Consider the following 20,663-nt stretch of genomic DNA (forward strand, 5'->3'; position numbering starts at 1 on the left):
TTGTCGGCGTCTAGCCAGTTTTGCTCCCACGGAGATGCATTGCGGAGGTTAGTAACACGCAGCAAAACACTGCTGTAGCGATGCAGCCTGCTGTCAAGGCAGGATGAATATCGCTTGTGCTCATCAACCGAACGATGGATTGAATGTCAATCACGATAGCCCCGTAAAGCCAACCCAGCGGGTCAAAAGCTTCGCGCCAAGCGAACGGATTAGTGCTTCCGGCGATCTTGAAACATAGGCCTACGAGCAGGTAGAGCCCGCCTGCTCCAAACAGGGCGGCGATTCCTTCAATTAGCAACCAGCGAATTGGTTCGTTCATCATACGCCTTCGCGTGCGTGGATGTAGCGAACGTACTGCCGAATGGCTCGAAGCGATAGGCGAAAAATCAAAGGGCTGGCCGCGCGATTGCGGGCCAGCCCTTTAGCCGGGTGCAGCGGGGATTATTTGCCGGCGGCGACGGCTTGCTTGCGGATGGTGTCGAGGGTGGCGCCTGGCGTGATCAGGTTGCCGTCGTAGCGCAACTCGATGATGGCCGGGAGGCTTTGCTCGCGGGTGAAGGCGAGGGCGCGTTGCAAGGCCGGGGCGAAGTCTTCGGTGGCCGCAACGGTTTCGCCATGGCCGCCGAAGGCGCGCGCCACTGCGGCGAAGTCCGGGTTGTGCAGCGTGGTGCCGGAGACGCGGCCAGGATACTCGCGCTCCTGGTGCATGCGGATGGTGCCGAACATCTGGTTGTTGAAGACGATGATGATCAAGCCCGCCTTGTACTGCACGGCGGTGGCCAGCTCCTGGCCGTTCATCAGGTATTCGCCGTCGCCTGCAAACGTCACCACGGTGCGGGATGGACCGATGATCTTTGCAGCCACGCCGGACGGCACGGAGTAACCCATGGCGCCGCTGGTGGGCGCGAGCTGGGTGCGCATCTGGCCATACGGCCAGTAGCGGTGCGCCCACGTGGCGTAGTTGCCGGCGCCATTGGTGATGATGGTGTCGGCAGGGCACTGGGCCTTCAGTTCCTGCACTACTTGCCACAGGTTCAGCGGGGCGTTGTTGTCCTTGAAGATCGAGGGCTGCTGCTGCCAGGCGTTATACTCGGCGCGCGCCTGTTCGACGCTGTCGCGCCATGCGCTCGCATCGACCGGCTCCATTGCCGCCAGCATGGCCGCAGCCTGCGGCATGCCGGAAGCGATCATCAACTCGCCCTGGTAGACGCTGCCCAGTTCTTCGGGACTGGCGTGGATGTGCACCAGGCGCTGTTGCGGCACCGGCGAGGCGATGATGGAGTAGCCGCTGGTGGTCATTTCACCGAGGCGCGGGCCGATGGCGATCAGCACGTCGGCTTCTTTCACGCGTGCAGCCAGCTTCGGATTGATGCCGATGCCGACGTCGCCGATGTAGTTCGGGTGGGTGTTGTCCAGCAGGTCCTGGAAACGGAAGGCGCAGCCGACCGGCAGGTGGTTCGCTTCGGCGAACTTGCGGATGTCGGCCGTGGCTTGTTCATTCCAGCCGCCGCCGCCCAGCAGCAGCATCGGGCGCTTGGCTTCGGACAGCATCTGGCGCAGTTGCGCCACCTGCGGTGCGGAAGGCGCGCCCTGGGTCGGCACGTAGGCGCGGGTGTCGGCCACGGTGGCTTTGGCGGTCAGCATGTCTTCCGGCAGGGCCAGCACCACGGGGCCTGGACGGCCGCTGGTGGCGACCTGGAAGGCGCGTGCAATGTATTCGGGGATGCGGTCGGCGCGGTCGATCTGGGCTACCCATTTCGCCATCTGGCCGAACATGCGGCGGTAATCGACTTCCTGGAAGGCTTCGCGGTCCATGAAATCGCTGCCGACCTGGCCGATGAACAGGATCATCGGGGTCGAATCCTGGAAGGCTGTATGCACGCCGATCGAGGCATTGGTGGCGCCCGGGCCGCGGGTCACGAAGCAGATGCCTGGCTTGCCGGTCATCTTGCCGTAGGCGTCGGCCATGAAGGCAGCGCCGCCTTCCTGGCGGTTGATGATGAAGCGGATGCCGGATTCGTGCAGGGCGTCCAGCACGTCCAGGTAGCTTTCGCCTGGCACGCCGAAGGCGGTATCGGTGCCGTGGACTTTCAGCGCATCGACCAGGATCTGGCCGCCGGAACGAGGAGTTTGCGTCATGGTACTTGCCTTCTTATACATGGATTTGGCATTCTATGCCTGTGCTAGGGAAATGGCTTTCGGTTTTGCGACACCAAATTATATGGACGGCGTCAGGGCCCAACACCCAACACGGCTGCGCCGTGTCAGGTATCGGGACCTGACCCCGGGTAAATAATGTTGGAGTCAGGGCCCAACACCCAACACGGCTGCGCCGTGTCAGGTATCGGGACCTGACCCCGGGTAAATAATGTTGGTGTCAGGGCCTAACACCCAACACGGCTTCGCCGTGTCAGGTATCAGGACCTGACCCCAATGATGTAAAATATCGCCCGAAGCAAGCCAGACAGCCGCTGGCCGAGGTAGCAATACCGAGGCGGGAGGAAGGTCCGGACTCCATAGAGCGGGGTGACGGTTAACGGCCGTCCGCTGAAAGCCAGCAATGGTATAAGGCGAGGAATAGGGCCACAGAGACGAGCGTATTAAGTTACGGTGAAACGCGGTAACCTCCACCTGGTGCAATTTCAAATAGGCACGCGATGATGTTGCTCGCGGAGCGTGCGGGTAGAAAGCTTGAGCGGCGGAGTAATCCGTCGCCTAGAGGAATGGCTGTCATAGCACCTTCGGGTGCCGTAACAAAATCCGGCCTATCGGCTTGCTTCAACTAATTCTTGAGAGATGACTCAATACATCCTCGCCCTGGACCAGGGCACAACCAGTTCGCGCGCCATCCTGTTCGACCACGAGGGCAAAATCGCAGGATGCGCGGCGCAGGAATTTCCCCAGCACTTCCCCCAGCCCGGCTGGGTTGAACACGACGCCAACGAGATCTGGAACAGCCAGATCACCGTGGCCCGCAAGGTCCTGCAGGACTTCGATATCAAAAAGGTGCGTGCCATCGGCATCACCAACCAGCGTGAAACCACCGTGGTGTGGGACCGCAAGTCCGGCGAGCCGATTGCGCCGGCCATCGTGTGGCAGGACCGCCGCACTGCCGATTACTGCGAAGAGCTGCGCGCCGCGGGCAAGGCGAAGATGATCTGCGACGCGACCGGCCTTGAGCTGGACGCCTACTTCTCCGCCACCAAGGTCAAATGGATCCTGGACCACGTGCCGGGCGCGCGCGAACGTGCGCGCAAGGGCGCGCTGTGCTTCGGCACCATCGACTCCTGGCTGGCCTGGAAGCTGTGCGGCGTGCACGTCACCGACGTATCGAATGCCTCGCGCACCATGCTGTTCAACATCCACCTGATGCGCTGGGACTCGGACCTGCTGCACCTGTTCGACATCCCCGAAGAAATGCTGCCGCAGGTGGTCTCCTCCAGCGAGGAAGTGGGCGCCACGCGCGACGCGCTGTTCGGCCATGCGATTCCGGTGGCTGGCATCGCCGGCGACCAGCAGGCCGCCACGTTCGGCCAGGCCTGCCACAAGCCGGGAATGGTGAAGAATACCTACGGCACCGGATGCTTCATGCTGATGCACGCAGGCCGCCATCCGCGCACCTCGCACAACCGCCTGCTGTCTACCGTGGGCTGGCGCGTCGACGGCGCCACCGACTACATGCTGGAAGGCTCGGTGTTCATGGGCGGCGCCACCGTGCAATGGCTGCGCGATGGGCTGGGCATCATCCAGCAATCGAGCGACGTGGAGGCGCTGGCCAACAGCGTGCCAGACAGCGGCGGCGTGTTCCTGGTGCCGGCCTTCGTCGGCCTTGGCGCGCCGCACTGGGACCCTTATGCGCGCGGCACCATCGTCGGCCTGACGCGAGGCAGCAACAAGGCCCATATCGCGCGCGCCGCCGTGGAATCGATCGCCTACCAGAGCGCCGAGCTGCTGGCCGCCATGCAGAAGGATGCTTCCATGCCAGTGACGGAAGTGCGCGCCGACGGCGGCGCCGCCCGCAATGACATGCTGATGCAGTTCCAGTCCGACTTGCTGGGCGTGCCCGTGCTGCGCCCGAAAGTCACCGAAACGACAGCGTTGGGCGCGGCCTACCTGGCCGGCCTGGCTGTCGGCTTCTGGGAGTCGCAGGAAGAAATCGCCACGCAATGGGCCTGCGAGCGCCGCTTCACGCCAAACATGGGGGATGACCAGCGGGCCGAGTTGCTGGCAAAATGGAATCGCGCCACAGAGCGCGCCAAAGCTTGGGAGACACCTTTATGATGGACCGTCCTTGGAACGTGGAGCTGGACGCGATCGAGAAACTGTTCGACGCGATGACTGAAGTAGCCTTCTTCGTGAAGGATCGCGATGGCCGCTATGTGGCCGTCAACAACACGCTGGCCCGCCGCTGCGGCCTGCGCAACAAGTCCGATATCCTCGGCAAGACCGTGATGGAAGTGCATCCGCGCCCGCTCGCCGCCGCCTATGAGGCGCAGGACCGGCAGGTGATCGACATGGGCGCCACCATCGAAAAGCACCTGGAGCTGCACCTGTACCCGAACCGCCGCCGCGGCTGGTGCCTGACCCATAAAGCCCCGCTGCGCAACGAGCAGGGCGATATCGTGGGCCTGGTCGGCACCTCGCACGACCTCGGCCTGGTCGATGAACAGCACCCGGTGTACCGCCAGGTGGCGCGCATTGCGCAGCGCATCCGCGAGAACTTCCACATGCAGCTGAACCTGGCCGACCTGGCGCGCGAAGAAGGCCTGTCGCTGGCGCGCGTGGAGCGCCTGTTCCAGAAGGTCTTCCATTACAGCCCGCGCCAGCTGCTGCTGCAATCGCGGCTGGAAGGCGCGCTGGCGCTGATTGAAGCCTACCCTGGCCGCAGCATCGCCGAGATCGCGCGCGAATGCGGCTATACCGACCACAGCGCCTTCAGCCGCCAGTTCAAGGCGATGACGGGTTATACGCCAAGCCAGTTCCGAACCGGCTCCGGCGCGCGTCCGCCTGTGGCTTTTTCGCCCATCGCCTGTGCAGTTCACGTTGCCTGACGCAGCGAAATCACCATAACGGCGCGCACGATTGAAGCCGCGCCGCCTCTCCTCGATAGCATGGGCGCTCCCAATACTATAAAGAAGAGGTGGAGATCATGATGTTGAAAGCAATCGGCGCAGCAGCCCTGCTGCTCGCCGCGCAAGCCCACGCGGACAGCGGCGACAAGCTGCACCAGCCGCCCGCACCGCACCAGCGGCAAACCCTGCCGCCGACGGTGGAGCAAAGCAAATACGACCTGGCGCCGACGCGCAAGCCGCGCAACGACCTGATGCCGCGCAACCTGAAGACCAGCATGACGCTCATGTCCGCAACGCCGCAGTGCAAGGACATGAACACCCTGGCCAGCTACAGCGGCGCCGCGCTGGCCGAATACGTGGCCACGCTGCCAGACTACGAGTGCACCTATCCCTTGTTCTCCGCCGCGCCGGCGCTGGCCACCAGCATCTATTCCAGCGCCAACGTGAGCGCCGTCGCCAGCCGCCTGGCCAGCGAAGCGGCCAGCTACAACGGCACCAACATGAAACTGGTGAACCTGGTGCTCTACCTGCGCGCCGGCTATTACCAGGCCAGCGGCGGCACCATTCCTGCGCTGACCGAATCGGTGCGCGCCCCGCTGCGCACGGCCATCCACGGCCTGGTGCAGGGCAACGGCCTGTACGCCAACAACACCGTGGCGCCGACCACCGCTGGCGAAACATGGAAGCTGGTCACCAATATGCACGACGAAGTGCAGTTCCTGCCGGACGCGAAAGCGACCGTCGCGCGCTTCACCAATACCTCAGCCAGGCCGACTGCGGCAGAAGCGCTGAAGCAGGACAGCGCCGGCGGCGGCATGACCGGCGCGCTGACCGTGCTGTTCCGCGGCCATACATCGCCGGATGTCGGCACCACGCTGTCGAACGACATCTCCTACGCCAACACGCTGTACGCCTTCATCACCAACAACAAATCGGCGCTGCTGAACTCCAATGCCGGCTACCAGTTGACCGATGCCTCGAACGAGACTTTCCGCTTCATGCAGTACGCCGGCCTGAAGCCGCAAGTGAAACCGATGGTACAGAACACGCTGAACACCAGCACCATGCTGGGCGCCGACAGCGGCATGTGGCTGGCGGCGGCGCAAGCGGTCAAGTACTACGACAACAGCAATTGCGCGCAGTACGGCGTGTGCAACTACGAAGCCCAGCTGGCCAATGCCGTGCTGAAGACCAGCTACAACTGCAGCCCGACCCTGCGCCTGCGCGCACAGGACGTGACCCAGGCGCAGGTGCAGGAAATCTGCTCCGCACTGGCGACGGAAGAGGGTTATGCCCACACCATGCTGCAGACCAACCGCACCCCGGTGGCACACGACAACAACACCGCGCTGGAACTGGTGGTGTTCGATGACTACGCCAACTACAGCAAATACGCCGGCGTGATCTACGGTATCGACACCAACAACGGCGGCATGTACCTGGAAGGCGATCCTTCCGTGCTCGGCAACCAGGCGCGCTTCATTGCCCACGAGGCGTCGTGGCTGCGCCCGACCTTCAAGGTGTGGAACCTGGAGCACGAGTTCGTTCATTACATCGACGGCCGCTTCGACATGTACGGCGACTTCGGCCAAGGCACGTCCGTGCCGACCGTGTGGTGGATCGAAGGCATCGCGGAATACCTGTCGCTGAAGAATAACAACCAGCCCGCCATCGACATGGCGCGCAGCCGCAAATACCGCCTGAGCGACATCTTCGGCAATACCTACTCGATGTCCGACTACCAGGACCGCGCCTACCGCTGGGGCTATATGGCGGCGCGCTTCATGGTCGAGCGTCACCGTTCCGACGTGGACCAGGTGCTGGCCAAGTTCCGTGTCGGCGACTACGCGCGCTACAACGACTTCATGCGCGACATCGGCACCCGCTACGACAGCGAGTTCACCGCCTGGGCCGACGCGGCCACCACGGCCGGCGAACCACCGCTGCCTGACAGCGTATCCAACCTGCCGACCTGCAGCGGCCAGGCTTCGCCAACTTACCTTGGCAAGAACTGCGCCATCCGCAACCTGTCTTCCAGTTCGCGCACCTACCTGCACCTGATCGTGCCGGCCGGGGCGAAAAACCTGAAGATCATGAGCGCGGGCGGCAGTGGCAATATGGACATGTACGTGGCCCTGAACCGCTACCCGAGCACCACGTCCTATGATGTCGCCTCGACCAACTCGGGCAATGCGGAAAATATCAGCATCCCAAGCCCGGTCGCCAACCAGTGGTATTACATCACGCTGGAAGCGAAGCAGCCGTTCAGCGGCGTCACGGTAGGCGTCACTTACGAGTGAGAAGTATCGCAAGCCGTATAATGTAGGCAAGCGGCGACCACGCCATTTGTCTATACAAGTTGCCGCCCAGTCCACGCTGGGCGGCATTGTTCTTTTGAGGGTAGAAATCGCGCGCAAAGCGCGGCAGGCAGTCATTCCCCCGGTTATCGGGTCTACGGCACTTGTTGTTAAATTGATAAAGTGTCGTTGTCTTCAGGCAACCAATCGCTGATTTGCAAATTTATTTTTAGTCATTTTTACAGCGTTTGGCCAGCCCTGCACGTGAAGTAGCACTTTCAGTATCTTTCATAAGTCCCTAATTTCTCAATGGTTTTTACTTCGGCCATTTCTCAAGGAATGCCGCTAAGTCCTTAATTTCATTGGACAAATCGCTGTTTTCGCTTGGGAAAATCGCTTGACCACCTTGTGAGCATCCTCTAAAGTGGGCGATAGTGTGAAAAAGTGTAGTTTTGTGGGATTTTTTAGATAAGGTTAAGTCGTGTTCCAAGGCGCGTCCGCGATCACATTAGATGCGAAAGGCAGGATGTCCATCCCGGCCAAGCATCGTGACGCACTGATGATCCAGTGTGAAGGACGCCTCACGCTTACCAAACACCCGGACGGTTGCCTGTTGATGTACCCGCGCCACGTCTGGGAAGCCAAGCGCGACCAGATCGCCTCGTGGCCGATGTCGGCCCGCGGCTGGCAGCGCATCCTGCTGGGCAATGCCGCCGACGTCGAGATGGATTCGGCCGGCCGCATCCTCGTTGCCCCTGAACTGCGCGACGCTGTCGGCCTTGGCCGCGAAGTCGTGCTGTCCGGCATGCTGACCCACTTCGAGATCTGGGATCCGGTCAAGCGCGCCGAAAACGAGCAAGCCACCATCGAGGTGGGCATGCCCGATACCCTGTCCGATTTCTCCTTCTGAGGCCTGGTTCAATATGACGACGACCTCGGTGCCAGAATTCCAGCATCGTACGGTGCTGTTAGATGAAGCGGTGGATGCGCTCGACCTGGAGGGCGCGCGCGCCAACGGCATCTATGTAGATGGCACCTTCGGCCGCGGCGGCCATAGCCGCCTGATCCTGTCCCGACTGGGCCCGGAAGCCCGCCTGATCGCCTTCGATAAAGACCTGCAAGCTATCGCCAACGCCGAAACCATCGGCGACAAGCGTTTCACCATCGTGCATGACAGCTTCGCCACCATGGCGGATGCGCTGGCCGAACGCGGCATTCCCGCCGTCGACGGCATTTTGCTGGACCTCGGCATCTCGTCACCACAAGTGGACGATGCTGCGCGCGGCTTCAGCTTCCGCAACGATGGCCCGCTCGACATGCGCATGGATACCACGCGCGGTATCTCCGCTGCCGAGTGGCTGGCCACGGAATCAGAAAAAACACTGGAAAAGGTGATAAGGGATTATGGGGAAGAACGGTTTGCTTTTCAGATTGCAAAGGCGATTGTTGCTCGCCGGGCAGTCGAGCCAATTTCAAGCACACGACAGCTTGCCGGTATCGTGGCAGGCGCGGTCAAGACTCGCGAGAAGGGCAAAGATCCGGCCACCCGCACCTTTCAGGCTATCCGGATTTTCGTCAATAAAGAGCTTGAGGACCTCGAATCGGCCCTGAGCCAGGCCTTCGACGCCCTGAAGCCGGGCGGCATCCTGGCCATCATCAGCTTCCATTCGCTGGAAGACCGCATGGTCAAGCAGTTCCTCGCCTCCAAGGCCAAGGTGGAGCAGCCGGACCGGCGCCTGCCGATCAAGGCGGCCGACCTGCCGCAGCCGGAGCTGAAACTGCTGGCCCGTATCAAGCCCTCCGACAAAGAGGTGGATGAAAACCCGCGCGCCCGTTCGGCCGTGATGCGGGTTGCCATGCGCCTGCCTTCCACCGGGGGCGTACCTTGAGCAACAAGGTCAATATCGTGTTGACGGCATTGCTGGTCGCATGCGGCCTTTCGGCCGTTAACGCGCAATACCAGGCGCGCCACCTGTTCGTGGACAAGGAGCGCGCCGAAGCGCAGGCGCGCCAGCTCGATACCGAGTGGGCCCAGCTCCAGCTCGACCAGTCGACGCTGGGCAAGCACGCCCGTATCGAGGAAATCGCACGCCGCGAACTGAACATGACCCAGCTCACGCCGAACCGCACCCAATACCTGACGGAGGGCGAAAAATGATGCGCTCCAGCGGTGGAACCGGATCGGCACGCGTGGCACGCTCGCAGGGCGTGGCCTTCTCGAAGAGCCCTGTATTGGCGGTGCGCCTGCCAAGCTGGCGCTCGCGCGTCGTGCTGTTCGGGATGTTCATCGCCTTCGGCGCGCTGGCAGCGCGGGCGGTCTGGCTGCAGGGTACTTCCAGCCAGCAGCAGTTCCTGCAGAAGGAAGGCGCCAACCGCTACCAGCGCACGCAGGAATTGCCGGCCGTGCGCGGCAAGATCACCGACCGCAACGGCCAGGTGCTGGCTTCGTCCATTCCCGTGCGCGCCATCTGGGCCGCGCCGGAAGAACTGCTGGCCGCGCCAAAAGAAAAAATCCGCGCCCTGGCCGGCCTGCTGGAAATGAGCGAAGCCGAACTGCGCAAGAAGCTCGATTCCGACCGCAACCTGGTCTACCTGAAGCGCCAGGTCGAGGTGGAAACCGCCGACAAGATCAAGGCGCTCGACCTGGACGGCATGGATATCCGCCCTGAATACAAGCGCTTCTACCCGCAAGGCGAGGTGATGACCCACCTGGTCGGCTTCACCAACGTCGACGACAAGGGGCAGGAATCGATGGAGCTGGCGCAGCAGGCCAACCTGGTCGGCAAGCCCGGCTCGCGCCGCGTCATCAAGGATGGCCGCGGCCACATCGTGGAAGATATCGGCGGCAAGGTCGAGCCGCATAACGGCAAGGACGTGGTGCTGTCGGTGGACAGCAAGATCCAGTACATCGCCTACACCCAGTTGAAGGCGGCCGTGGAGCACTTCGGCGCCAAGGCTGGCGGCGCCGTGGTGCTGGACGTGCATACCGGCGAAGTGCTGGCGCTGGCCAACTTCCCGAGTTACGACCCGAACGACCGCCGCAAACTCACAGGCGCGCAGCTGCGCAACCGAGTGATGACCGACACCTTCGAGCCGGGTTCCACGCTGAAGCCGATCACGGTGGCGCTTGCCCTGGACAGTGGGCGCGTCAAGCCGGGCACCTTCATCGATACCGGCGGCGGCAAGCTGACCATCGCCGACCGAACGATTTCCGATACCAAGGCGCACGGCGTGATCAATGTGGGGCAGATCATCGAAATGTCCTCGAATATCGGCACGTCGAAGATCGCACTGAGCATGCCGGCCCAGGATATGTGGGAGATGTTCACCAAGGTCGGCTTCGGCCAGCAGCCCAAGTGGGGATTCCCCGGGGCTGTGGCGGGAAGGGTGCGGCCCTATAAATCCTGGCGGCCGATTGAGCAGGCGACCATGAGTTACGGTAACGGTATCTCGGTGTCGCTGATACAGCTGGCGCGCTCTTACATGATGTTTGCACGGAATGGTGACACCATTCCTTTGTCGTTTGAGAAGGTCGACAAAGAGCCGCTGGGCCAGCAGATCATCAAGCCCCAGACTGCCGCGCAGATGCGCGAGATGCTGGAGTCCGTGGTGTCGGGCAAGGACGGTACCGCCAAGAAGGCGCAGATTCCGGGCTACCGCGTGGGCGGCAAGACCGGCACCGCCTACAAGGTGGAGAACGGCCGCTATGCGATGCCGCGCAAGTACATCGGTTCCTTCGTCGGCATGGTGCCGATGTCGGCGCCGCGCTTCATCATTGCAGTCATGATCGACGAACCGACCCAGAACGGCCACTTTGGCGGCTCGGTCGCAGCACCAACTTTCGCGGCTGTCGCAATCAACGCATTGCGCGCCTCCAATGTGCCTCCAGACTCCAACGTCACCGAAATCGTGGTGCCGGCGGATACCGGACCGGAGGCCATGTAAATGACGACGATGAACCATCAAGAAATTATCAGCTGGATGCGCGAAGCTGCACCAGACGCGCAACTGGCATCCGATTCGCGCCGCATCAAGCCCGGCGACGTGTTCTTTGCCTATCCGGGCGACGCCAAGGATGGCCGCACTTTCATTTCCGCAGCCATCGCCAACGGCGCCGCTGCCGTGGTGTACGACGACACCGATTACGCCTGGGATGCCGCGCCGGATTTACCACATGAGGTGCCGCACCTCGCTGTGCCGGGCCTGAAAAAACAGGCCGGCCCGATCGCGCACGCCTGGTACGGCCAGCCCGATGCGAGCATGTTCACGGTGGCCGTCACCGGCACCAATGGCAAGACTTCCTGCGCGGTGTGGACCGGACAGGCGCTGGCGAAGGTCGGCGAAACGACCGCCGTGATAGGCACGCTGGGCGTCGGCATGTTCCGCGCCCGCGGCGAAGTGGAATTCGACGAAACCGGCTACACCACGCCGGATGCGGTACTTCTGGCACGCAAGCTGAAGGACGTGCATGCCGACGGCGCCAATGCGCTCGCCATCGAAGCTTCATCCATCGGCCTGCACCAGGGCCGCACCGAAGGCATGCACTTCGACGTCGCGATCTTCACCAACCTGACGCGCGACCACCTGGACTACCACGGCGACGAAGCCAACTACGAAGCAGCCAAGACCATCCTGTTCGACTGGCCCGGCCTGAAGCACGCCGTGGTGAACCTGGACGACCCGATGGGCCATCGCCTGGTCGCGCACATCAAGGCGTCCAAGGCGGCACGCAAGCCGGCCATCATTGGCTACACGCTGAAAGACATCAAGGCCCAGCCGAACGTGCCGGGTATTTCGATGCTGCGAGCCAGCTCGCTGCGCAGCCGCAACCTGGGTACCGAATTCAACCTCGATTCCACCTTCGGCCACGCCCATGTGCGCACCCAGCTGGTTGGGCCGTTCAACGTGAGCAATGCGCTCGCGGTGCTGGCCGCGCTGCTGGCGAAAGGCATTGCCTTCCGTACCGCCATTGACGGCATCGAATCGCTGCAGCCGGCCCCAGGCCGCATGCAGCAGATTGGCGGCCAGGAGGCGCCGATGGTCGTGATCGACTACGCCCATACGCCGGATGCGCTGGAAAAAACGCTGGAAGCCCTGCGCTCCGTGGCGTCCGACCGTGGCGGCCACCTGTGGTGCGTGTTCGGTTGCGGCGGCGACCGCGATCCGGGCAAGCGCCCGCAGATGGGCAGGATTTCGCAGATGGCCGAGCATGTGCTGGTCACCAGCGACAACCCGCGCAGTGAAGATCCGGCCGACATCATTCGCCAGATCGTGGCGGGCATGGACGCCAACCATCCGAATTCCGAATTCATGGCGGTGGAAGATCGCGCCGCCGCAATCCTGTCCGCTGTGCGCAACGCCGGCAAGGCGGATGTGATCCTGCTGGCAGGGAAGGGCCATGAGCCCTACCAGGAAATCAAGGGCCGCAAGATGCCGTTCTCGGATGCCGAGCACGCGCAGCTTGCCTTGTCTGCACGCCTGACCATGATGAGGCCGCACTGATGCGCAGCACGCTTGCCCACATCCTGCCGGCATTGACCGGCGCGCACCTGCACCATGGCGTCCTGTCCAATGAGGCTGCACTGGCGCTCGACTTCGACGGCGTGTCGACCGACACCCGCACGGTCGGCGCTGGCCAGTTGTTTGTTGCGCTGCGCGGCGAGGTATTCGACGCCCACGACTTCCTGCAGCAGGTGGTCGACAAGGGCGTGGTCGCCGTCGTCGTGGAAAAGCTGCCGGAGGGGTGGACCCTGCCTGCCATCGTGGTGCCGGACACCCTGGTGGCGCTGGGCCAGGTCGCCAACTACTGGCGCAGGCAGTTTGCGTTGCCACTGGTATGCGTGACCGGTTCGAACGGCAAGACCACCGTCAAGGAGATGATCGCCTCGATCCTGGCCGCCGCCCATGGCGAAGAGGGCCGGCTGGCGACGCGCGGCAACCTGAATAACGAAATCGGCGTGCCGTTGACGCTGTTCCGCCTCAATGCTTCGCACCGTTCCGCCGTGGTGGAACTGGGCATGAACCATCCGGGCGAGATTGGCCGCCTCAGCGCGATTGCCGCACCGACGATCGGCATGGTGAACAACGCCCAGCGCGAGCACCAGGAATTCATGCACACGGTCGAAGCGGTGGCGCGCGAGAATGGCAGCGTGCTGGCGGCATTGCCGGGCGACGGCGTGGCCGTGTTCCCGCATGGCGACGAGTTCACACCGGTCTGGCATGAGTTGTCCGCCGGCCGCCGCGTGCTGACCTTCGGCCTCGACGCCGCTGCCAACGTGAGCTGCACCTTCACCGCCAACGACTTCGGCGCCGAGCTGGAAGTGACGCTGCGCCCTGCGGCAACCGAGCAGCCTGCCGGCCATGGCGCCGCCGCATCCTTCGCTGCGCCGGATGCCGTGCCGCGCCACTTCAGCGTGTCGCTGCAGGCCGCTGGCGAGCACAACGTGCGCAACGCGCTGGCCGCGATTGCCTGCACCTATGCCGCCGGCATCGACACTTCCACCATTCGCACTGGGCTGGAAGCTTTCGCACCAGTGAACGGACGCCTGCAGAAAAAGCAGGCCGCCAACGGTGCATTGCTGATCGACGACACGTATAACGCCAACCCGGACTCCGTGCGCGCCGCCATCGACGTGCTGGCCAAGGCAAAAGCGCCACGCGTGCTGGTGCTCGGCGATATGGGGGAAGTCGGCACGCAGGGCAAGGAATTCCACGAAGAGGTGGCAGCCTATGCCGCCAGCAAAGGCATCGAGAACGTGCTGGCGACAGGCGAACTGGCGGCGCATATGGCGCCGCACGCAAAGCACTATAAAGAATTCGACGCGCTGCTGCAGGCCGTAAGTGCTGCAGTAACGCCGGATACAACCGTATTGATCAAGGGCTCCCGCTTCATGAAGATGGAACGGGTCGTGCAGCATTTGATTGGATCGCAACACGCTACAAAGGAAACACACTAATCATGCTGCTCTGGCTTGCACAAATCCTGCAGGACGATATCGGGGCTTTCCGCCTCTTTAACTACATTACTTTCCGTGCCGTGATGGCTACCATCACGGCCCTGCTGATCGGCCTGATCGCCGGTCCCGCCGTGATTCGCAAACTGACCGTCATGAAATACGGCCAGGCGGTGCGCACGGACGGTCCGCAGACCCACCTGAAGAAGCACGGCACCCCGACCATGGGCGGTGTGCTGCTGCTGATCGCCGTCGGCATCGCCACCGTGCTGTGGTGCGACTGGTCGAACCGCCTGATCTGGCCGGTGATGGTCGTGACCATGGGCTTCGGCGCCGTGGGCTGGGTCGACGACTACCGCAAGGTGGTGCGCCAGGACCCGGAAGGCATGCGTTCGGCTGAAAAATACTTCTGGCAGTCGCTGGTCGGCATCGCCGCCGCGCTGTACCTGGCGTTTTCCGTGTCGGCGCCGACACCGGCCAAGGTATTCGAGCTGTTCTTCCAGTGGGTGCAGTCGGGCTTTTCGATGGACCTGCCGCCGAAGGCCGACCTGATCGTGCCCTTCGTGAAAACCATCAGCTATCCGCTGGGCGTGTGGGGCTTCATCGCGCTGACCTATTGCGTGATCGTCGGCACCTCGAACGCGGTGAACTTCACCGACGGCCTGGATGGCCTGGCCATCATGCCGACCGTGATGGTCGGTTCGGCCCTGGGCCTGTTCGCCTACCTGACCGGTTCCGCGACGTACTCGAAATACCTGTTCATCCCGCACATCCCTGGGGCGGGTGAGCTGATCATCTTCTGCGGTGCGATGGCGGGTGCCGGCCTGGCCTTCCTCTGGTACAACGCGCACCCTGCACAAGTGTTCATGGGCGACGTCGGCGCACTGGCGCTGGGCGGTGCGCTCGGCACGATCGCCGTGATCGTGCGCCAGGAAATCGTCCTGTTCATCATGGGCGGCATCTTCGTTGCGGAGACGGTCTCGGTGATCATCCAGGTGGGCTGGTTCAAGTACACCAAGAAGCGCTACGGCACTGGCCGCCGCGTGTTCCTGATGGCGCCTTTGCACCACCATTTTGAACAGAAGGGTTGGAAAGAGACCCAGGTCGTCGTGCGCTTCTGGATTATCACGATGATGCTGGTCCTGGTTGGCCTGTCTACTCTGAAGCTGCGCTGATGATCTATAACGGCAAAATTGCACTGGTTCTGGGGCTCGGCGAATCGGGCCTGGCGATGGCGCACTGGCTGGCGCGCTGCGGCGCGCTGCTGCGCGTTGCCGACACGCGCCCGGTGCCGGACCGCCTGCCGCTGCTGCGTGAGCAGCTGCCGGGCACGCAGTTCATTTCCGGACCTTTCAATGCGGCCCTGCTCGATGGCGTGGACTTCGTCTGCGCCAGCCCGGGCCTGGGTCCGAACAAGGAACTGGCCGAGATCATCCCGGCCGCGGCGGAGAAGGGCATTCCCGTCTGGGGCGAGATCGAACTGTTCGCCCAGGCGCTGAAATGGCTGAAGGAAGACCGCGCCTATGCGCCGAAAGTCATTGCCATCACCGGCACCAACGGCAAGACCACCGTCACCAGCCTGACCGGCCAGCTGTGCGAACGCGCCGGCCTGTCGGTGCGCGTGGCCGGCAATATCAGCCCGGCCGCACTGGACGTGCTGCGCGAAGTGATGGAGAACGATACCCTGCCACAAGCCTGGGTGCTCGAGCTTTCCAGCTTCCAGCTGCACACGACTTACAGCCTGAACGCCGATGCCGCGACCGTATTGAATGTGACCCAGGACCACCTGGACTGGCACGGCAGCATGCAGGCCTATGCCGACGACAAGAAGCGCATCTTCGGCGAAGACACCGTGCGCGTGCTGAATCGCGACGACAAGTGGACCATGGCGATGGCCAATCCGACCGGCGAAAACGTCACTTTCGGCACCGATGCGCCGGAACTGGCGCACAGCTTCGGCCTGGTCAACGAGCGCGGCGTGTTCTGGCTGGCGACTGCCGAGCCGGCCGACGACGCCGAACCGCCGAAGCGCCGCAAGAAAAACGATCCGCCGCCTCCGCCTGTGGAGTGCTACGCCAAGAAGCTGATGCCGGCCGATGCCCTTCAGATCCGCGGCACGCACAACGCGTCCAACGCGCTGGCCGCGCTGGCCCTGTGCCGCGCCATCGGCCTGCCGTTTGCGCCGCTGCTGCATGGCCTGCGCGAGTACAAAGGCCAGCCGCACCGCGTCGAGCTGGTGGCCTCGATCAATGGTGTTGACTACTACGACGATTCGAAGGGCACCAACGTGGGCGCTACCGTTGCCGCGCTGGTTGGCCTGGGCCAGTCCTTCGGCGGCGAGCAAAAGCTCATCGTGATCGCCGGCGGCGACGGCAAGGGCCAGGAATTCGACCCGCTGGCCGGACCGGTGCGCCGCTTCGTGCGCGCCGTGGTCCTGATCGGCCGCGATGCGCCGGCCATCCGTTCAGCGCTGGAGCCAACCGGCGTGAAGATGGAGGATTTCGCGACGCTGGAAGAGGCGACCAAGCGCGCGGCCGCGCTGGCCCATTCCGGCGATGCCGTGCTGCTGTCGCCGGCCTGCGCCAGCCTGGACATGTTCAAGAACTACGCGCACCGTGCGCAGGTGTTCATCGACACCGTGCGCGAGATCGCACTTGATGCGGGGCAGGAGATCTGATGGCAATCCAGCTTCCATTCCGCTTCGGTGGCGCCGAGTCCCCAGCTCCGCTGGATGGACGCGCACGCCATTCGAAGATGATGGATTACGACCAGCCGCTAGTCTGGTCGGTGTTGCTGCTCATGCTGTTCGGGATGGTGATGGTGTATTCGGCTTCGATTGCGCTGCCGGATTCGCCCAAGTTTGCCGCCTACAAGAACCACTACTTCGTGCAGCGCCAGGCGATATTCATTGCCATTGCCATCGTGGCCGCCGCCGTGTCCTTCCGCGTGCGCGTGGAAGACTGGCAGAAGGCGGCGCCATATCTGTTCATCGCGACGCTGGTGGCGCTGGTGCTGGTATTGATTCCCGGGCTGGGTGTGAACGTGAACGGTGGCCGCCGCTGGCTGTCGCTCAAGGTGTTCCAGTTCCAGCCGTCCGAACTGATGAAGCTTTTCATCGTGCTGTATGCGGCGGACTACACCGTGCGCAAGCAGGAATTCATGCACCGCCTGTCCAAGGGCTTTGCGCCGATGGCGCTGGCGGTGGCTTTCGTCGGCCTGTTGCTGCTGCTGGAACCAGATCTTGGCGCCTTTGGCGTGATCGTTTGCATCGCCATGGGCATCCTGTTCCTGGGCGGCGTCAATGCGGTCTGGTTCGGCGGCATTGCCGGCATGCTGGTGACGATTTTCGTCGCCATCATCTGGCTGTCGCCATTCCGCCGCGCGCGTTTGTTCGCCTACCTGAATCCCTGGGAAGAGGAGAACGCGCTGAACAAGTCCTACCAGCTGACCCACTCGCTGATTGCCTTCGGCCGCGGCGAGATCGGCGGCGTGGGCCTGGGCGCCAGCGTGGAAAAACTGCACTACCTGCCGGAAGCGCATACCGACTTCCTGCTGGCGGTGATCGGCGAGGAGCTGGGCATGATCGGGGTGCTGGTCACCATCGGCATGTTCTACTGGATCGTCAAGCGCGCTTTCGACATCGGCCGCCAGGCCATCGCCATGGACCAGACCTTCGCCGGACTGGCCGCCAAAGGCATTGGCATCTGGATCGGCGTACAGACATTTATCAATATGGGCGTGAACCTCGGCTTGCTGCCAACCAAAGGCCTGACCTTGCCGCTCATGAGCTATGGCGGCACCGGCATCATCATCAACTGCGTGGGCCTGGCGATTTTGCTGCGCATCGACTTCGAGAACCGCCAGATGATGCGGGGAGGGCGGGTATGACCAAGCGCCTGATGATCATGGCAGCCGGCACCGGCGGCCACATTTTCCCCGGCCTGGCGATTGCCCAGGCCATGCGCGCCCGTGGCTGGGAAGTCACCTGGCTCGGTACGTCGCATGGCATGGAAACGGAGCTGGTGCCGAAGCACGGCGTGGAAATGGACGTGGTCCACTTCAGCGGCATGCGCGGCAAGGGCCTGGCGCACAGCATCGGTGGCGCGTTCAAGATGATTGGCGCGTTCGTGGATTGCTTCCGCTTCATCGGCAAGCGCAAACCGGACGTGGTGCTGGGCATGGGCGGCTATGTCTGCGTGCCGGGCGGCGTCATGGCGAAACTGCGCGGCGTGCCCCTGGCGCTGGTGAATGCCGATGCCGGCCTGCTGCTGTCGAACAAGACATTGGCGCCGATGGCGAAAAGGGTTTTCTTCGGCTTCACGGCCGACTTCGGCGCGGTTGCCGGCAAGGCAGTCGTCACCGGCAACCCGGTGCGCAAGGAAATCCTGGCCCTGCCGGCGCCGGAGCAGCGCTTCGCGGGCCGCGATGGCGTGCTGCGCATCCTGGTGGTGGGCGGCAGCCTGGGGGCCAAGGCGCTCAACGATGCGCTGCCGGCGGCATTGGCGCTGATCGCGCCGGAACAGCGTCCGCTGGTGACCCACCAGTCGGGCAAGAAGAATATCGAAGCCCTGCGCGCGGCTTACGCGCAGGCGCATGTGGAAGCAAACGTGGTCGATTTCATCGACGACATGGCGGGCGCCTACGCGCAGGCGGACATCGTGATCTGCCGCGCCGGCGCGATCACCGTGTCGGAACTGACTGCCGCCGGGGTAGCCAGCGTGCTGGTTCCCCTGGTGGTCTCGACGACCAGCCACCAGCGCGACAACGCGCAATGGATGGCCAAGCAGGGCGCGTCGATCCACATGCCGCAGACGGAATTGAATTCGGAAAGCCTGGCAGCACTGTTGCAGACCTTGAACCGGAGCACTTGCCAGAAGATGGCGTCCGCAGCGCTTGCAGTGGGCAAGCGCGATGCGAATGACGCCATCGCACAAGAATTGGAAGCACTAGCATGAAACATAAAGTAAAGAACATTCACTTCGTCGGCATCGGCGGCAGCGGCATGAGCGGCATCGCCGAAGTGCTGGTAACGCTGGGCTATAACGTCTCCGGCTCGGACCTCGGTTCGAACGCCGTGACCCAGCGCCTGGTCGACATGGGCGCCACCGTGCACCAGGGCCACGACGCCAGCTATATCGGCAACGCCGACGCGGTCGTCACCTCGACAGCCGTGAAAGAAGACAACCCTGAAGTAATCGCCGCGCGCGCCCGCAAGATCCCTATCGTGCCGCGCGCCGTCATGCTTGGTGAACTGATGCGCCTGAAGCGCGGCATCGCCATTGCCGGCACCCACGGCAAGACCACCACCACCAGCCTGGTGGCGTCGGTGCTGGCCGAAGGCGGCCTGGACCCGACCTTCGTGATCGGCGGCCGCCTGACCGCAGCCGGCGCCAACGCCAAGCTGGGCTCCGGCGAATACCTGGTGGCCGAAGCGGATGAATCGGACGCCTCGTTCCTGAACCTGACCCCAATGATCGAAGTCATCACCAACATCGACGCCGATCACATGGAAACCTACGAGCACGATTTCGAAAAGCTGAAGCAGGCTTTCGTGCACTTCACGCATCGCCTGCCTTTCTACGGCCGCGCCATGCTGTGCATCGACGACCCGCATGTACGCGCCATCATCCCGCAGGTGACCAAGCCGGTCACCACCTACGGCTTCGCGGAAGACGCTGAAGTGCGTGCCGTCAATGCGCGCGCCGTCGGCACCCAGATGCACTTCACCGTGCTGCAGGAAGGCTTCCCGGACCTGGACATCGTGCTGAACCAGCCCGGCATGCATAACGTGCAGAACGCCTGTTCCGCAGTCGCCATCGCGCGTGAAATCGGCGTGCCGGATACGGCAACGCAAGCCGGCCTGGCAGGCTTTGCCGGCGTCGGCCGCCGCTTCACCAAATACGGCGAAGTCGCGATCCCGTCGGGCGGCAGCTTCACCCTGGTGGACGATTTCGGCCACCACCCGATTGAAATGGAAGTCACCACCGCCGCTGCGCGCGCCGCCTATCCGGGCCGCCGCCTGCTGCTGGCTTTCCAGCCGCACCGCTACAGCCGCACGCGCGACCTGTTCGAGGACTTCGCAAAAGTCCTGAGCACCGTCGACGTGCTGGTCCTGTCGGATGTTTATGCAGCGGGCGAGGCGCCGATCGTGGCAGCCGACGGCCGTGCGCTGGCGCACGCGATCCGCGCGCGCGGCAAAACTGAACCGGTATTCGTCGAAAACATCGCCGACATGCCGGAAACAATCATGAACGTGGTGCGCGACGGCGACGTCGTGCTCACGATGGGCGCAGGCTCGATCAGCGGCGTCCCAGCAAAACTGACGAACTGGAAGGCTTGAC

At 63.3% G+C, this 20,663-nt stretch carries 16 protein-coding genes and 1 other RNA gene; 15 read left to right on the plus strand and 2 right to left on the minus strand.

Going from position 1 to position 20,663, the window contains the following annotated elements; genetic code table 11:
• Nucleotides 1-10: 10 nt before the first annotated feature.
• Nucleotides 11-322, minus strand: coding sequence for a hypothetical protein (locus tag ACN9MY_RS07770; protein ID WP_426337096.1), 312 nt, complete (start codon nucleotides 320-322; stop codon nucleotides 11-13).
• Between the two features lie 119 nt (nucleotides 323-441).
• On the minus strand, nucleotides 442-2,139 hold the full coding sequence (locus ACN9MY_RS07775) for a thiamine pyrophosphate-binding protein (RefSeq protein WP_426169294.1): 1,698 nt from the start codon (nucleotides 2,137-2,139) through the stop codon (nucleotides 442-444).
• Nucleotides 2,140-2,452: 313 nt separating this feature from the next.
• Between ACN9MY_RS07775 and rnpB the strand changes: the two genes are divergently transcribed.
• The 15 genes from rnpB (at nucleotide 2,453) to murC (ending at nucleotide 20,662) form a co-directional block, all read left to right on the plus strand.
• Nucleotides 2,453-2,784: RNase P RNA component class A (rnpB, locus tag ACN9MY_RS07780), an RNA gene on the plus strand.
• A gap of 12 nt (nucleotides 2,785-2,796) precedes the next feature.
• Entirely contained in the window at nucleotides 2,797-4,281 is a 1,485-nt protein-coding gene (glpK, locus tag ACN9MY_RS07785; RefSeq protein WP_426337097.1) for a glycerol kinase GlpK, read from the plus strand.
• On the plus strand, nucleotides 4,278-5,051 hold the full coding sequence (locus ACN9MY_RS07790; protein WP_426337098.1) for a PAS domain-containing protein: 774 nt from the start codon (nucleotides 4,278-4,280) through the stop codon (nucleotides 5,049-5,051). The genes glpK and ACN9MY_RS07790 overlap by 4 nt, the downstream gene beginning before the upstream one ends.
• A gap of 98 nt (nucleotides 5,052-5,149) precedes the next feature.
• Nucleotides 5,150-7,372, plus strand: a complete 2,223-nt coding sequence (locus ACN9MY_RS07795) for a collagenase (RefSeq protein ID WP_426337099.1) — start codon at nucleotides 5,150-5,152, stop codon at nucleotides 7,370-7,372.
• 478 nt (nucleotides 7,373-7,850) lie between these two features.
• Nucleotides 7,851-8,279 carry a division/cell wall cluster transcriptional repressor MraZ gene (mraZ, locus tag ACN9MY_RS07800; protein ID WP_057261932.1) on the plus strand — a complete coding sequence of 143 codons (429 nt, stop codon included), beginning with the start codon at nucleotides 7,851-7,853 and terminating at the stop codon, nucleotides 8,277-8,279.
• A 13-nt stretch (nucleotides 8,280-8,292) separates the two neighbouring features.
• On the plus strand, nucleotides 8,293-9,258 hold the full coding sequence (gene rsmH, locus ACN9MY_RS07805; protein WP_426337100.1) for a 16S rRNA (cytosine(1402)-N(4))-methyltransferase RsmH: 966 nt from the start codon (nucleotides 8,293-8,295) through the stop codon (nucleotides 9,256-9,258).
• On the plus strand, nucleotides 9,255-9,527 hold the full coding sequence (gene ftsL, locus ACN9MY_RS07810; protein WP_130315381.1) for a cell division protein FtsL: 273 nt from the start codon (nucleotides 9,255-9,257) through the stop codon (nucleotides 9,525-9,527). The genes rsmH and ftsL overlap by 4 nt, the downstream gene beginning before the upstream one ends.
• Nucleotides 9,527-11,314: a peptidoglycan D,D-transpeptidase FtsI family protein gene (locus ACN9MY_RS07815; RefSeq protein ID WP_426172138.1), complete on the plus strand. Its 1,788-nt coding sequence runs from the start codon at nucleotides 9,527-9,529 to the stop codon at nucleotides 11,312-11,314. The genes ftsL and ACN9MY_RS07815 overlap by 1 nt, the downstream gene beginning before the upstream one ends.
• The gene (locus ACN9MY_RS07820; RefSeq protein WP_426169307.1) at nucleotides 11,315-12,871 is read left to right on the plus strand and encodes a UDP-N-acetylmuramoyl-L-alanyl-D-glutamate--2,6-diaminopimelate ligase; all 1,557 of its coding nucleotides are present in this window, start codon (nucleotides 11,315-11,317) and stop codon (nucleotides 12,869-12,871) included. It abuts the gene before it with no gap.
• Nucleotides 12,871-14,325: a UDP-N-acetylmuramoyl-tripeptide--D-alanyl-D-alanine ligase gene (locus ACN9MY_RS07825; RefSeq protein WP_426337101.1), complete on the plus strand. Its 1,455-nt coding sequence runs from the start codon at nucleotides 12,871-12,873 to the stop codon at nucleotides 14,323-14,325. The genes ACN9MY_RS07820 and ACN9MY_RS07825 overlap by 1 nt, the downstream gene beginning before the upstream one ends.
• Before the next feature lie 2 nt (nucleotides 14,326-14,327).
• The gene (mraY, locus tag ACN9MY_RS07830; protein ID WP_426169312.1) at nucleotides 14,328-15,497 is read left to right on the plus strand and encodes a phospho-N-acetylmuramoyl-pentapeptide-transferase; all 1,170 of its coding nucleotides are present in this window, start codon (nucleotides 14,328-14,330) and stop codon (nucleotides 15,495-15,497) included.
• A complete protein-coding gene (gene murD / locus ACN9MY_RS07835; protein ID WP_426337102.1) occupies nucleotides 15,497-16,999 on the plus strand; it encodes a UDP-N-acetylmuramoyl-L-alanine--D-glutamate ligase in 1,503 nt (500 codons plus the stop codon). Before mraY ends, murD begins: the two co-directional genes overlap by 1 nt.
• Nucleotides 16,999-18,210 (plus strand): putative lipid II flippase FtsW, encoded by a 1,212-nt coding sequence (gene ftsW, locus ACN9MY_RS07840; RefSeq protein WP_426169316.1) that lies wholly within the window; start codon nucleotides 16,999-17,001, stop codon nucleotides 18,208-18,210. Before murD ends, ftsW begins: the two co-directional genes overlap by 1 nt.
• Nucleotides 18,207-19,277, plus strand: a complete 1,071-nt coding sequence (gene murG, locus ACN9MY_RS07845) for an undecaprenyldiphospho-muramoylpentapeptide beta-N-acetylglucosaminyltransferase (RefSeq protein WP_426337103.1) — start codon at nucleotides 18,207-18,209, stop codon at nucleotides 19,275-19,277. Before ftsW ends, murG begins: the two co-directional genes overlap by 4 nt.
• Complete coding sequence (gene murC, locus ACN9MY_RS07850) at nucleotides 19,274-20,662, plus strand: UDP-N-acetylmuramate--L-alanine ligase (protein ID WP_426169320.1); 1,389 nt, start codon at nucleotides 19,274-19,276, stop codon at nucleotides 20,660-20,662. Before murG ends, murC begins: the two co-directional genes overlap by 4 nt.
• Nucleotide 20,663 lies beyond the last annotated feature (1 nt).

This window comes from Pseudoduganella sp. R-31 (assembly GCF_049913235.1).
In the GTDB taxonomy this organism is placed as follows: Bacteria; Pseudomonadota; Gammaproteobacteria; order Burkholderiales; family Burkholderiaceae_D; genus Rugamonas.

Bases quoted from the DNA above. Each gene is read 5' to 3' on its own strand.
- ACN9MY_RS07770 (WP_426337096.1), bottom strand. From the start codon at position 322: ATGATGAACGAACCAATTCGCTGGTTGCTAATTGAAGGAATCGCCGCC.
- ACN9MY_RS07775 (WP_426169294.1), bottom strand. From the start codon at position 2,139: ATGACGCAAACTCCTCGTTCCGGCGGCCAGATCCTGGTCGATGCGCTG.
- glpK (WP_426337097.1), top strand. From the start codon at position 2,797: ATGACTCAATACATCCTCGCCCTGGACCAGGGCACAACCAGTTCGCGC.
- ACN9MY_RS07790 (WP_426337098.1), top strand. From the start codon at position 4,278: ATGATGGACCGTCCTTGGAACGTGGAGCTGGACGCGATCGAGAAACTG.
- ACN9MY_RS07795 (WP_426337099.1), top strand. From the start codon at position 5,150: ATGATGTTGAAAGCAATCGGCGCAGCAGCCCTGCTGCTCGCCGCGCAA.
- rsmH (WP_426337100.1), top strand. From the start codon at position 8,293: ATGACGACGACCTCGGTGCCAGAATTCCAGCATCGTACGGTGCTGTTA.
- ACN9MY_RS07815 (WP_426172138.1), top strand. From the start codon at position 9,527: ATGCGCTCCAGCGGTGGAACCGGATCGGCACGCGTGGCACGCTCGCAG.
- ACN9MY_RS07820 (WP_426169307.1), top strand. From the start codon at position 11,315: ATGACGACGATGAACCATCAAGAAATTATCAGCTGGATGCGCGAAGCT.
- ACN9MY_RS07825 (WP_426337101.1), top strand. From the start codon at position 12,871: ATGCGCAGCACGCTTGCCCACATCCTGCCGGCATTGACCGGCGCGCAC.
- mraY (WP_426169312.1), top strand. From the start codon at position 14,328: ATGCTGCTCTGGCTTGCACAAATCCTGCAGGACGATATCGGGGCTTTC.
- murD (WP_426337102.1), top strand. From the start codon at position 15,497: ATGATCTATAACGGCAAAATTGCACTGGTTCTGGGGCTCGGCGAATCG.
- ftsW (WP_426169316.1), top strand. From the start codon at position 16,999: ATGGCAATCCAGCTTCCATTCCGCTTCGGTGGCGCCGAGTCCCCAGCT.
- murG (WP_426337103.1), top strand. From the start codon at position 18,207: ATGACCAAGCGCCTGATGATCATGGCAGCCGGCACCGGCGGCCACATT.
- murC (WP_426169320.1), top strand. From the start codon at position 19,274: ATGAAACATAAAGTAAAGAACATTCACTTCGTCGGCATCGGCGGCAGC.